12 protein-coding genes are annotated in these 12,461 nt (G+C 74.9%); 5 read left to right on the forward strand and 7 right to left on the reverse strand.

Features of this window, described 5'->3' with window-relative positions:
* The first annotated feature begins 119 nt into the window (after positions 1-119).
* Entirely contained in the window at positions 120-1,082 is a 963-nt protein-coding gene (locus ACFV3E_RS23610) for a lytic polysaccharide monooxygenase auxiliary activity family 9 protein (RefSeq protein WP_500536422.1), read from the forward strand.
* Positions 1,083-1,115: 33 nt separating this feature from the next.
* Here ACFV3E_RS23610 and ACFV3E_RS23615 read toward each other — a convergent pair whose 3' ends face one another.
* Together ACFV3E_RS23615 and ACFV3E_RS23620 are read right to left on the reverse strand one after the other, a co-directional pair.
* The gene (locus tag ACFV3E_RS23615; protein ID WP_500536423.1) at positions 1,116-2,126 is read right to left on the reverse strand and encodes a questin oxidase family protein; all 1,011 of its coding nucleotides are present in this window, start codon (positions 2,124-2,126) and stop codon (positions 1,116-1,118) included.
* Positions 2,127-2,410: 284 nt separating this feature from the next.
* Positions 2,411-2,833, reverse strand: a complete 423-nt coding sequence (locus ACFV3E_RS23620) for a nuclear transport factor 2 family protein (protein ID WP_500536424.1) — start codon at positions 2,831-2,833, stop codon at positions 2,411-2,413.
* 140 nt (positions 2,834-2,973) lie between these two features.
* Here ACFV3E_RS23620 and ACFV3E_RS23625 point away from each other — a divergent pair, with 140 nt between their 5' ends.
* Complete coding sequence (locus ACFV3E_RS23625) at positions 2,974-3,543, forward strand: PadR family transcriptional regulator (protein WP_500536425.1); 570 nt, start codon at positions 2,974-2,976, stop codon at positions 3,541-3,543.
* A gap of 19 nt (positions 3,544-3,562) precedes the next feature.
* On the opposite strand, the gene ACFV3E_RS23630 is transcribed toward ACFV3E_RS23625, so the two are convergent.
* Both ACFV3E_RS23630 and ACFV3E_RS23635 read right to left on the reverse strand, forming a co-directional pair.
* Positions 3,563-4,498 carry a MerR family transcriptional regulator gene (locus ACFV3E_RS23630; protein ID WP_500536426.1) on the reverse strand — a complete coding sequence of 312 codons (936 nt, stop codon included), beginning with the start codon at positions 4,496-4,498 and terminating at the stop codon, positions 3,563-3,565.
* Between the two features lie 64 nt (positions 4,499-4,562).
* Positions 4,563-5,525 (reverse strand): LysR family transcriptional regulator, encoded by a 963-nt coding sequence (locus ACFV3E_RS23635; protein WP_500536427.1) that lies wholly within the window; start codon positions 5,523-5,525, stop codon positions 4,563-4,565.
* A gap of 106 nt (positions 5,526-5,631) precedes the next feature.
* Here ACFV3E_RS23635 and ACFV3E_RS23640 point away from each other — a divergent pair, with 106 nt between their 5' ends.
* A complete protein-coding gene (locus ACFV3E_RS23640; protein WP_500536428.1) occupies positions 5,632-6,327 on the forward strand; it encodes a type 1 glutamine amidotransferase domain-containing protein in 696 nt (231 codons plus the stop codon).
* Between the two features lie 41 nt (positions 6,328-6,368).
* Complete coding sequence (locus ACFV3E_RS23645; RefSeq protein WP_500536429.1) at positions 6,369-6,881, forward strand: HD domain-containing protein; 513 nt, start codon at positions 6,369-6,371, stop codon at positions 6,879-6,881.
* On the opposite strand, the gene ACFV3E_RS23650 is transcribed toward ACFV3E_RS23645, so the two are convergent.
* The 3 genes from ACFV3E_RS23650 to ACFV3E_RS23660 all read right to left on the reverse strand — a co-directional run bounded on the left by ACFV3E_RS23650 (position 6,841) and on the right by ACFV3E_RS23660 (position 11,177).
* Positions 6,841-9,036 (reverse strand): FUSC family protein, encoded by a 2,196-nt coding sequence (locus ACFV3E_RS23650; RefSeq protein ID WP_500536430.1) that lies wholly within the window; start codon positions 9,034-9,036, stop codon positions 6,841-6,843. The genes ACFV3E_RS23645 and ACFV3E_RS23650 overlap by 41 nt on opposite strands.
* A 106-nt stretch (positions 9,037-9,142) precedes the next feature.
* Positions 9,143-10,426: a PP2C family protein-serine/threonine phosphatase gene (locus ACFV3E_RS23655; protein WP_500536431.1), complete on the reverse strand. Its 1,284-nt coding sequence runs from the start codon at positions 10,424-10,426 to the stop codon at positions 9,143-9,145.
* Positions 10,427-10,502: 76 nt separating this feature from the next.
* Positions 10,503-11,177 carry a peptidoglycan-binding domain-containing protein gene (locus ACFV3E_RS23660; RefSeq protein ID WP_500536432.1) on the reverse strand — a complete coding sequence of 225 codons (675 nt, stop codon included), beginning with the start codon at positions 11,175-11,177 and terminating at the stop codon, positions 10,503-10,505.
* A 276-nt stretch (positions 11,178-11,453) separates the two neighbouring features.
* On the opposite strand from ACFV3E_RS23660, the gene ACFV3E_RS23665 reads away from it, so the two are divergent.
* Positions 11,454-12,425: an aldo/keto reductase gene (locus ACFV3E_RS23665; RefSeq protein WP_500371766.1), complete on the forward strand. Its 972-nt coding sequence runs from the start codon at positions 11,454-11,456 to the stop codon at positions 12,423-12,425.
* Positions 12,426-12,461: the final 36 nt, after the last annotated feature.

Here is a 12,461-nt window from a genome sequence, read left to right on the forward strand (position 1 = left end):
TCCTCCGCGACCGGTTCCCGGGGAACCCCCCACCCGGCTGAACACCCCCCGCCGACCGTCCGTACTACGGGGGGACGTGCGTTCCGATCCACCGAACGGCAACAGGGAAGGCGGCCGGCATGGCCCCATCGCGCCACGTGCTCAGCTCCGTCGTCGCAGGCACGGCCGCGTTGCTGCCGCTGGCCCTGGCGGGGCCGGCGGCCGCCCACGGCGCGCCGGTGTCCCCGGTCAGCCGTGCCGCGGCGTGCGCGTCCGGAAGCGGACAGTACGTGGGGACGGCCGCCTGCCGGGCCGCCGCGGCCGCCAACGGCGGGAGCCGGCCCTTCGCGGACTGGGACAACCTCCGCGTCGCCGGGGTCGCGGGCCGCGACCGCCAGGTGATCCCGGACGGGAAGCTGTGCAGCGGCGGGCTGGCCGCCTTCCGCGGCCTCGACCTGCCGCGCTCAGACTGGCCGGCCACCCGGCTGACGCCGGGCGCCGCCTTCACCATGGCGTACGGGACGACCATCCCGCACCAGGGCACGTTCCGGCTGTACCTCACGAAGGAGGGCTACGACCCGACCCGTCCGCTGACCTGGTCGTCGCTGGCGAGCGACCCCTTCGTGAAGGTCACCGACCCGCCCGTGTCCGGCGGCGCCTACCGCATCAGCGGGCGGCTGCCCTCGAACCGCACCGGGCACCACGTCCTCTTCACGATCTGGCAGAACTCCTCGACACCCGACACGTATTACTCGTGCTCCGACGTCGTCTTCCCGGCAGCCGCGGCCAAGGCACCGGCCAGGCCCGCGAAGCCGGCCAAGTCGGCGAAGCCCCCGGCGACCGCGGCCTCCGCGACGCCCGAGGCCACGGCATCAAAGGGCACCGCGTCCCCCTCCGCCGCCCGGGCGGCCGGATCCCCCGCGGCCGTCCAGGCCTCCCCGCGGGACGCCGTGCGTACCCCGGCCACCCAGCCCGTGGCCGCCGAGAGCGAGGGACCGGGGCGCACCCTGCTGGCCCTCGGCAGCGCCACCCTGCTCGGCGGCATGGCCGCGATCGCGCTGCTGTTCCGGCTGCGCCGCTCGCCGGGCACCCGGGGCCGTTAGGCCCTGGTCGTCGAAGCCCCGCCGGACCGCCGCCTACCGCAGCGGTTCGCTCAGCTCGATGGAGCGCAGGGCGGCCGCCAGGGCCGGCTCGTCGCCGACGTCGAGGGCGGTGTCGGTCAGTTTGATGACGTGTTCGTCGCCGTGCTCCAGGGCCCGTGCGAAGACCTCCTCGGACGTGAAGGTGCCGGGCGGGGTGTACGCGACCGGCGCGTCCGGTGCGTACATCGCGGTCACCGCGGCGGAGGCCGTCCAGGCGACCCGCAGGCTGGGCACCCACAGGGCGCGCGGGAGCGCGGGCAGGGTGCGCAGGACGGCGTTGGGGGCAGTGGCCGCGTGGACCAGCATCGTCTCCTCGCCGTGGCCGTGGGTGGCGTACCGGTGGGTGGCCGCCCGCACCAGTTCGGTGAGCCGGGTGCGGGCCTCGTCCGGGTCCGTGACCGCCGCCGCCCACACCGGCAGGCCCGTGACGCGGCCGAGCCGGGCCGGGAAGCCGCCGTCCCGTACGGCGAGGGGCACGACCGCGTCGAGGGCGGCGGCGGCGCTGCCCGCGCCGGGCAGCGGTGCGAGGTCCGCGACGGGGTGGTGGCGGGCGGCCCAGTAGCCGAGGCCGTGGGCGAGTTCGGCCAGACGGGGTCCGGTGCTCTCGCCGGCCAGCAGGGTGCGTACGGCGTGGCCCACCCGGATCACCGGGTGCGTCGAGCCGCCGTACATGCCGGGCAGGAGGCGGGGCCACCACAGCGTGAGCACCTCCCGCCAGGGGTGCTCGGCGATCTCGCGCCCGAAGTAGCCGATCCAGTCGGCGGCCCGGCGTGGATCGCCGAGCGCGGCACGCCAGTTGCCGGCCGTGACCGGCTCGGTGCCGGAAGGGAACTCCTCGAGCTTGCGCGCGTACAGGTCGAGCCAGCGGTGCACAGAACGGGCCTGTCCGTGGGCGGCGAGGGCCTCGACGGCCATCGGCGCGTGGTTGGTGAGCCGTCCGAGCCGTTCGGGCCCCGATCCGTGCAGTCGCTGGAGCGCTTCGTCCAGGGTCCCTGTCGTATCCATGGCCAGGACAGTAGGCGGGGCGCGGCGGCGGCGTAACAGGCCGCGGACGTAGGACCGGGCCTAGGTCGCGCCGTCCTCGGAGCCCTTCGGAGCCCTTTCGGACCCGTTCGGCCCGGGCTCAGGCGAGCCCGGAGGAGTCCGCGGATCATGGGCTCCTCGGCCTTCGAGCGGGCCTTCGGTGCGCGGCCGGCACCGCTCGGTGAGGCGCTCGACGCCACCGTCGCCTGGTACCGCGGACTGCTCGCGGCCACGTGACGGCGGCGCCCTCCCGGCGCCGGGCCGCCTTACGGGGCCGGGACGAGACCGTCGGCGACGAGGCCGGCCAGGACGGCCTCCCCGAGCGCGTGCACCGCGGACTGCGGGCGCACCATCACGGTGAACTCCTTGACCAGGCCCGCCTCGTCGACCTGCAGCAGGTCGATGCCGTGGATGCTCCTGCCGCCCACGGTGGCACGGAACACCAGCACCGTCGACGGCGCCTCGGTGCCGTCGGCGCTCGTCCCGACCGTGCCGTCGAGGGTTCCCACGTAGTGGAAGTCCTCGAAGGTGCGCAGCAGGACGCCGAAGAGCCCCAGCACCATGGGCTTGCCCTCGAACGGGGTGAACTTCACCGGGCTGTAGAGGCGGATGTCGTCGTGGAACAGTTCGTCCAGCGCGGCGAGATCGCGGCGCTCGACGGCGGACCGGAAGCGGTCGGCGGCTGTCATGGCTCCTCCTGGTCGTCCGGCTCCGGACGTCGACACTCAGAAAATTGATTACTCAGTTTCTTGAGTATCATGAGGAGCGGTCACGCGGAAGAGCACGGCACGGCGGGACAGACGTGACGACGGACGGAAGGGGAGCCGGGATGGCCCTGCGGCACGCGGTCCTGGCCGCACTCCTGGACGGGGAGCTCAGCGGCTACGAGCTGACGAAGGCGTTCGACATCGGGGTGGCGAACTTCTGGCACGCCCTTCCGCAGCAGCTCTACGCCGAACTGGCCAGGCTCGAGAAGGAGGGGCTGATCGCGGGCCGTGAGGTCGTCCAGGACAGCCGGCCCAACAAGCGCCTCTTCCACGTCACCGAGGACGGGGTCGCCGAGCTGGAACGGTTCGCGGCGGCGGTCGGCAAACCCTCCTTCATCCGCGACGACCTGCTCGTGGCGGTGCAGGCCGCGGACGTGGTCGACGCCGGGGAGCTGATCGCCCGGCTCGGCGAGCGGGCCGCCTTCGCCGACGCCAAGATCGAGCTGTTCGAGCGGCTCCTCGCGCGGATGCGCGGCGACCGCACCGAGGAGGAGTTCCTCGGCCGCGGCCGCCGCGTCGGCCCCTACCTCACCTGCCTGCGGGGCCTGGCCTTCGAGGAGGGCAACCGGGACTGGTGCCGGCGGGCCGCCGAAGTCCTGCGGCAGCGGGCCCGCGTCGCCGAGGAACGCTGACGGCCCGCCACGCCCTGCCTCATCCCGCCCGCAGGGCGGCCGTCAGCCACGCGACCGCCGGGGCCAGCGCGGGCGGTGCCTCGTGGCCGCCCACCCGCGCCAGCAGCTGCCAGTAGCGCTCGTAACGGGAGTCGTGCGAGATCTCCAGCCGCTCGGCCAGCCAGCCCCGGAACTCCGGGCCGTCCGCCCGGCCGGACAACTCCGCGTACGCGCGGACGAGTTCCTCCACGACAGGGCGGGCCGCCGACGAGGCCGGGCCGATGCCCGCCGCCACGGCGCCGCCCGCACGCTCCCGCAGCAACTCGGCCGTCCGGCGGGCAGCCGCCGGGTCCGGCTGCCCGCCCTCCGCGAGGGCGCGGCTCTGGTCGGCGACGGCGCGGCGGACGCCGGCCCTGAAGTCCTCGTCCTGGATCAGCTCGGCCAGCTCCACCCAGGCGCCCACCTGCTCCGGCGAGGCGTCGTCGGGGAGTTCGGGCATCGCGGCGCGCATCATGGCCGGGAAACCGGGGTCGACGTCGATGCCGCTCACGATGTCGTCGACGAACTCGTCGACGAGGCGGCGGCGTTCACGGTCCGAGAGGGTGGCGAGTCGGTGCATCAGTTCCGTCTCCTGTGGTGAGGCCCCGCGCCCCGCGACCGTCCGCAGCACCGCCTGGCGGACCCGCAGGGTGCGGATCTGCACCTCCAGCGCCTCGGCGTGGGCCGCGGCGACCTCGGCGACGGTGACCTTCCTGTCCAGGATGGAGTGGACGGCCGCGAGGTCGATGCCGAGGTCGCGCAGCGTGCGCACGAGGGCCAGACGGTCCAGCGCGGCCCGGTCGTAGAGCCGGTAGCCGGCGGGTGTCCGATCGGTCGGCGGCACCACTCCGGTGTCCGACCAGTACCGGATGGTCTTCACGGTCAGACCGGTCAGCCGGGCCAGCTCACCGATGGTGTGGAGGGTGTCGTCATCCATGTCCGCCATCCTGGGGTCTCCCGCCGCGGGAGACTCAAGCATGCGCCCCCGGCGGCGCCGCGCCTCACCAGGCGCGGGCCTCGCGCAGCAGCAGGTCGCGGACGAGGCCGAGGTGCGGGTGGTGGTCGGCGCCCGGGCGCTGGACGAGGTAGGCGGTGTTGATGGGCGGGTCGTCGGGGTCGAGCAGCGGGACCAGGGTGCCCTCCGCCAGGGCGGCGGCGCACAGGTAGCGGGGGAGGACGGTGAAGCCCGCGCCCGCGGCGACGGTGGCGAGCACGCCGCGCAGGTCCGGGACGGTCACCGCGGCCTGGCCGGTGAGACGGCGGCCGAACACATGGCGCCAGTAGCGGCGCGCGATCGGCAGGTCCTCGGCGTACGAGACGAGCGGGACGCCGCTCAGCGCGCCGGGCCCGCCGGAGGCCACGTCCAGCCGGGCGGCCCGGGACGGGGCGGCCACCAGCACGAACTCCTCGTCCATCAGGGGCACGGCGCTGAGCAGGCGCCCGCGCGGGCGGTGCGTGGAGATCACCAGGTCGTGCTGTCCGGCCCGCAGCGACTCCAGCAGGACGTCGGTGAGCCCGGTGCCGATCCGCAGCCGTACGCCGCGCTCGACGAGCGGCGCGAGCGCGGGCAGCACGCGCTCGCACAGCAGCTCCGCGGGGCCGCCGAGGCGGACCGGCTCGGCGGGGAGGTCCGCGTCGCCGTGCCCGCGGTCGGCGACGGCGGCGAGCGCGTCGAGCGGCCCGGCCACCCGTCCGGCGAGCTCGTCGGCGAAGGGCGTGGCGGCGACGCCGCGGGGCAGCCGTTCGAAGAGTTCGCGGTCCAGTTGGCCTTCGAGCGTACGGATCTGGGTCGTGACCGTCGGCTGGGAGAGCCCCAGGAGCCGCGCGGCCGCGGTGAAGGAACCGGCGCGGTGCACCGCCAGGAAGGTGCGCAGCAGCGTCAGGTCCAGCGACCCCCCTCTCGGGCCCCCGCCCCCGCGCCCGGAGCGTATTCCCGGCGACCCATTGGAAAGCGTATGGCTCATGACGGCGATCCTATTGGATGCCAATGGGAGGTCCGCCCTACCGTCGAGCCGTCCGGCCCGCTCCGACGCGGTCCGGAGGCAACCGAGCACACCAAGGAGACCTGACATGGCGAAGATCCTGTTCGTCCTGACCGGCGCCTCGTCGTGGACGCTGTCCGACGGCACCGAGCACCCCACCGGCTTCTGGGCCGAGGAGGCCGTGACCCCGTACCGGATCCTCACCGCCGCGGGTCACGAGGTCGTGGTGGCCACCCCGGGCGGCGTCGTGCCGGCCGTGGACCGGGGGAGCCTGGCCGCCGAGTTCAACGGCGGGGAGGAGGGCGCCCGGGCCGTCGCCGAGGAACTGGAGGCGATGACGGTGCTGCGGCGCCCGATCAAGCTGGAGGAGGCGGACCTCGACGACTACGCCGCCGTGTTCTACCCCGGCGGCCACGGACCGATGGAGGACCTCGCCGTCGACCCGGTCTCCGGACGCCTGCTGACCGCCGCGCTCGGCTCGGGCAAGCCGCTCGGCGTCGTCTGCCACGGCCCCGCGGCCCTGCTCGCCGCCGAAGGCGCGGACGGCGGCTGGCCGTTCGCGGGCTACCGGCTGACCGGCTTCACCAACGCCGAGGAGATCCAGGGAGGGCTCGCCGGCCGCGCCCCCTGGCTCCTGCAGGACCGTCTGGTCGCCCTCGGCGCGGACTTCCAGGAGGGCGAGCCGTGGACGCCCCACGTGGTGACCGACCGTAACCTGATCATCGGTCAGAACCCGGCCTCCTCCGGTCCGCTGGCCGAGCGCCTGCTCGCCGCGCTGGGCTGAGGCTGGACCGGGCCGCCCGGCGCCCCCGAGGATGGGGTGCCATGAGGGTGAACAGCGTGGCCGACGCCGAGGCCCTGGCGCGCCTGGCGCACGAGGGCCAGACCGACCGCATCGGCGTGCCCTACATCGAGCACGTCCGGGCGGTCGCGGCGGGGCTCGCCGCCTTCGGCCCGGACCTCCAGATGGCCGGACTCCTGCACGACGTCATCGAGGACACCCCCTGGACCGCCGGTCGGCTGCGCGCCGCCGGCGTCCCGGAGCGGGTCGTCGGCATCGTCGAGCAGGTCACCAACCAGCCGGGCGTGCCCTACGAGGACAAACTGCGCCGGATCGCCGCCGGCCGGGACGCGGCCCTGGTGAAGATCGCCGACAACGCCCACAACAGCCACCCGGACCGGGCCGCGCGCCTCGACGAGGCGCAGCGGCTGCGGCTGGCCGCCAAGTACCGCGGGGCCCGGGCGATCCTGTGGCCCGCGGTGCCCCGCGAGGACGTCGCCACGATCCTCGCGGTCGTCAACCCGGCACTGCTGCCGGATCTTCCGCCGGCCGGCTGATCGCGGTGACCACCCGCTGGAGGCTGGCCAGCCAGATCGCGGCGTCGACGGCGTAGTACAGCAGCGGGTCCGGTGCCCGGCCGCCCGAGGCGGCGCAGACGTCCGCGATGACCGTGCGGTCCGTCGGCACGCTCCGCAGCGGGGACTCGACGGGTGCCGGACGCATCGTGCCCGAGCGCAGGTCGTACGTCAGCGGCAGTGTGGTCAGCCGCAGATGGTGCGCCGCGTCCCGCAGGTGCGCGGCGCTGAGCGGCCACGCGGCCAGCGCGCCCGGCGGGCAGTGGTCGACCAGGGTCTGCCCCATGGTGAGGACCCGGTTCCCGGCCAGCATGATCGCCTGGAAGTCCGTCGGGAGCGCGGGCCCCGTACCGGGGGTGTCGCGTTCGGTGGCGAACTGCGCGTAGCTCGCCTCCGCGATCAGCTGGGCGAGCCGGGCCCTGGACAGCGCGTCGCCCACCGTCCCGGTCCCGGTGATGCACTCGGTGATCCGGGTGACCGCCAGGGTGCCCTGGTCCAGCAGACGCGAACAGGCCCGCCCCAGCTCGCCCGTGCCGCCCCGCGGCCAGGCCAGCAGCCCGACGACGATGCCGGTCAGCGCACCCGTCACCACGTCCGCGATCCGGAACGCGGCGAGCTCCGGACCCGAGGGGGCGATCTGTGTGAAGGCGGAGGCCACCGCGACGGTGAAGAACGCCTGGCCCCAGCCGAGACCGAGCACCGGCCCCGCCGTGAACGCCAGGAAGAAGACGGGCGCCATCATGACCGCGTACACCGGCGTGTGGTCGCCCACGAGCAACAGCAGCAGCGCGGCCACCCCGGCCCCCACCAGCGTGCCCCGCACCGCGGGGACCACGGTCGTACGGGTGCCGGCGGCGCTGGTGCGCATCACCGTCAACGTGGTCAGGAGCGCCCAGAAGCCGTGCGACAGGTCGAGCCCGCCCGCGATCAGCCGCGCCGCGGCGAGGGCCAGTGCGATGCGCACGGCGTTCTGGAAGTAGACCGAGCGCGGCGTGAGATGGGCCCGCATCCGGTGCCCGTACAGGGCGACCGGCGACTGCCCCGCGTACCAGAACGGCCCCAGCCGCTCCTCGGGCCGTGTCGTGCCGGGCGGCACCGGCGCGCCGAGCGCGATCCGCACGGAGGTGACCAGGAAGGCCGCGGTGTACGCGATGTCGAGCGCGATCGCCCCGTCCCGCACCGTCGTGGCGGAGGTCGCTCCGGACACCGGCCGGCGGACCCGGCGCTCCTCGAAGGCCGCCGCGGCGGCCGCGCACGGGGCGACGAGCGGCGCCGGGGCCTCGCCCTTCAGCGCCCGGGCGGCGCTGTGGCAGGCGGTTGCCGAGGCCAGCAGCATCCGCGACCGGGCGGCGTCGGGGGCCGGTGTGCGCTCCGCCGCGTCCTCGGCCAACTGCCCGGTCTGCGCCAGCAGGTGCCGCAGGTACGCGGCCCCCTGGCACAGCGCCCGGTCGCGTGCCCCCGCCGACGCCGGGCGCTCGTCCTTCGGCACGTGGCTCATGCGCAACTGCTGCGCCGTCTCCAGCAGGCGTTCCAGTCGCTCGGTCACCACCGGCGGCTCGAGCGCCAGCGACTGCAGCGCCTTCGCCGCGGTCTCGCACGCGTGGGCGAGCCGGTCCTGGTAGCGGCTCGGCGACGGATCCGGCCACACCCACACCTCGGCGGCGGCCATCAGCAGCACGCCGACCACCAGGCCGCACAGGCGCAGGCCCAGCGACTCCGGCTGGTACGGGGGGAAGCACGGCAGGATGTAGAACAGCTGCAGCCCGTTGGCGAGCCCCACCAGCTTGGGTCCGCCCACCCCCGCGTACGTCACCGCGAACCCGACCCCGAGCATCCCCAGCGCCGCCGTCCAGTCGCTGACGGCCAGTGCCGTGCCCAGGGCGATCAGCAACGCGGCCACCGGCAGCGCGGCCAGCAGGGTGCGGGCGCGCTCGACCGGCGTACCGGGCACGTAGGACAGGGCACCGGAGGCCACGGCGCCGAAGAGGGCGTAGATGGCGACGACCGGCTCGCCGAAGCCGTAGCGCGCGACGTAGAAGCTCAGGCACGCCACGAGGGTCACCCGCACCGAACGGCGCACCGCCCGGAGGCCCGGATCACGGGCCCGCAGCCACTCCAGCGCACCGCGACCGGGCACCCGCGGCCTCCTCGTTCCTCAGGTCCACGACACGCCGGACCCCTTCAGATCACGGTAGGCCGGGCCGGACCCCCCGGCCACCGCGCGGTCCGGCCCCGCCCGCGCCTCACAGGCGCAGGGTGACCAGCGCGATGTCGTCGGCCGCGCCTCCGGTGACGCCGAGCCGGGCCAGCAGGGCGTCCGCGAGCCGCTCGGCGCCGAGCCCGGGCGTCTCGGCGAGTGCGGAGGTCAGCCGGGCCAGGCCCGTGTAGATGTCCTCCCTGCGGCGCTCGATCAGGCCGTCGGTGTAGAGCACCAGCGTGTCCCCCGGGCGGTACGACAAAGCCGCCTGCGGTCGGGCGACGTGGGCGGGGCGGGCACCCAGGGGCGGGTCGGTGGCCTGGTCCAGCAGTTCGCAGGTGCCGTCGCCGTGGAGCAGCACGGGCGGCGGATGCCCGGCGCTGCTGTAGCTGATCGTGTGCCGCTCCTTGTCGATCAGCGCGCTGACGGCGGTGGTGGCCACGGCACCCTCGACGCAGCGGGCGTACAGGCCGACGACCTCCAGGGCCTTGGCGGGACCGTCGACGGTGCGCATGGCCGCGCTCAGCGCGCTGCGCAGCATCCCCATGACGCTGGCGGCCTCCAGGCCGTGGCCCACGACGTCGCCGACCGCCACCGCGTAGCAGTTCGGCGAGAGGTTGACCACGTCGTACCAGTCGCCGCACACGTTGAGCGAGCCCGCGGCCGGCAGGTAGCGCACCGCGATGTCCTCGTGCTGGTGCAGGTCCGGCGAGTGGAGCATGGCCTCCTGCAACGTGAGGGCGACCTGCCGTTCGCGGGCGTGGGCCTCGCGCAGCTGGTCGTTGAGGCGCTGCAGCTCCCGGGCCCGCGCGTACAGCTCGGCCTCCATCGCCTGCTCCCGCTCGCTCAGGTCCGAGCCCTGCAGCCCGTGCCGGTGGCGGCGGGCCTGGACGAACGAGGTCACGTCCTCCACCCGGTGGATGATCCATGCGACGGTGCCGTCCGGCCCGAGGACGGGGGTGTTGATCGGGCTCCACCAGCGCTCCTCGAACCTCCCGGGATCGGCCATCACCGGGATGTCGTACTTCTGCAGCGCCATCGTGTCGGGCTCGCGGCAGGTCAGGGCCCGCTGCAGGGAGGCGCTGAGGTTGCGCACCCCGTCGGCCAGCGGGTCGTCCGGGTTGTCGGGGAACGCGTCGAAGATGTACTGGCCGATCAGGTCGTCCCGGGTGCGTTTGGTCGCGGCCAGGTACGCCTGGTTGACGCCCACGATCACCAGCGCCGCGTCCAGTACCAGGTACGGGCTCGGGGTCGCCGCGAACAGCGCCGCGTAGTCGATCGGCGGTGTCGCCACGGCGTGCTCGTCGTCCCCCGTGTCCGGCAGGGCCACGCAACCAATCTATAAGGCGTTCGGCCTCCTCACCTGTCGCGAAGGGGCCGCCCGGCGGGACCGCGCGGCGGCGGGTTCAGCCCGAGGCGAGCGACGTACGGGACTCCAGGTCGCGGCGCGTGGCGTCGCCGTACTCACCGCTCTCGTCGCCGCGGACGCCGTACCAGACCTGGAAGCGGGCGACGGCCGCGGCGAGGCGCCCGTCGAAGCGGCCGTCGACGGCACCGTCCGCGTAGACGTCCGGGATCCGCAGCAGCCGGGCCTGGAGCTCGCTGACGGCCGGTCCGGTGTCGCCCTGCCGGAGCACCCCGCCGATCGCGCCGGCACCGGGCGAGCCGGGACCGGCGGCCGTGGGTGCGCCGGGTGCGGAGGGGGAGGCGGGGGCGGCGCCCTGCGGGGTACCGGGGTGGAGGACGCCGGGGGAGAACAGGGCGAGGGCGAGCGCGAATCCGGCGGCGCCGCCGGTGCCGGTGAGCAGCGCGACGCGCAGCGCGCGCGGGGTGCGGGGGTAGCGCCGGGGCGGTGGCGTACGGGTGCGGGCCCGGAGGTCCGCGGCCCGGGGATCCGAGGTCTGGGGCGCGGCCCGTCGCGGGGGTGGTCCGGTGCGGGGCAGCGGCTGGGTGTCAGGGCCGCCGTCCGGGGGCGGGGCGGCACCGCCGGCGGGGCGGAAGAGGCCGAGGGACTCCTCCCACGGCTCGTCCGGCCCACCGGGCGTCTCCCGCGCGGTGATGACGCGCGTCGGCTCGATCATGCGGCGCCGCGGCGGTCCTCCGCCGGACGGGTTCGGCACAGCGGTCCCCCTGTTCTCCCCCCGTCATCCGTACTGGGCCGACCACGCTAGGACCCGCCGGTGGTCCGAACGCCCGGAATCGCCGAATGCGCCGCGTCCCGGGCCCCGTTGGGGTATGTGCGCGGTCACCGCCGACGGCGCCGCGAAGGAACCCTGATGACCTTGTGCGGGCCGGTCGCCTATCGTCGTGGCTGCGGAGACCGCTCCGCGGGTGACGGCACCGAGTGGAGGACGACTGTGCGCTACCGGGACCTGGGACGCAGCGGGCTGCGGGTGTCGGAGATCGGCTACGGAGCCTGGGGGATCGGCGCGTCCGCGTGGGTGGGCGCGACCGAGGACGAGTCCCTGCGCGCCCTGAACCGGGCCGTCGACCTCGGGGTGAACCTCATCGACACCGCACGCGGCTACGGCGAGAGCGAGCGCATCGTCGGACGGGTCGTCCGCGACCGCGCCCGGGCCGGTGACGAGATCCTCGTGGCCACCAAGGTCCCGCCGAAGAACCGCCTGTGGCCCGCCCCCGACGGCGTGGACCCGGCGGAGGCGTTCCCCGGCGACCACATCCGCGAGAGCCTCGAGACCAGCCTGCGGGCCGCCGGGCTCGACCACTTCGACGTGCTCCAGTTCCACGTCTGGAGCGACGAGTGGGTCGGCCGCGGGGACTGGGCGGAGACCGTCGCCGACCTGAAGAAGGAGGGCAAGATCCGCCTCTTCGGGGTGTCGGTCAACGACCACGAGCCGGACAACGCCCTCGCCCTGGTCCGCAGCGGGGTCGTGGACACGGTGCAGGTGATCTACAACGTCTTCGACCAGGCACCGGCGGACGCGCTGCTCCCCGCCTGCCAGGAGCACGGGGTCGGCGTCATCGTCCGGGTGGCCCTCGACGAGGGCGGCCTCACCGGCCGGATCACCGCCGGGACCACCTTCCCCGAAGGGGACTTCCGCAACCGCTACTTCCGTGACGACCGCCCCGCGCAGGTGGAGCGGCGCGTGGACGCCATCGTCGCCGACCTCGGCATCGACCCGGATGACTTGGCGGAGACCGCCCTGCGGTTCGTGCTGAGCGCCCCCGCGGTCTCCACCGTCATCCCCGGCATGCGGTCGGTGCGCAACGTCGAGCGGAACACCGCGCTGAGCGACGGCCGCCCCCTGACGCCGGAACAACTCGCGGTCCTGGCCCGGCACCGCTGGGAGCGCAACTTCTACGGCTGACCGCCCGCAGCATGAACGCCCCCGGCGGGGGAAGGC

Origin of the sequence: Streptomyces sp. NPDC059718 (assembly GCF_042733315.1) — a bacterium.
GTDB lineage: Bacteria > Actinomycetota > Actinomycetes > Streptomycetales > Streptomycetaceae > Actinacidiphila.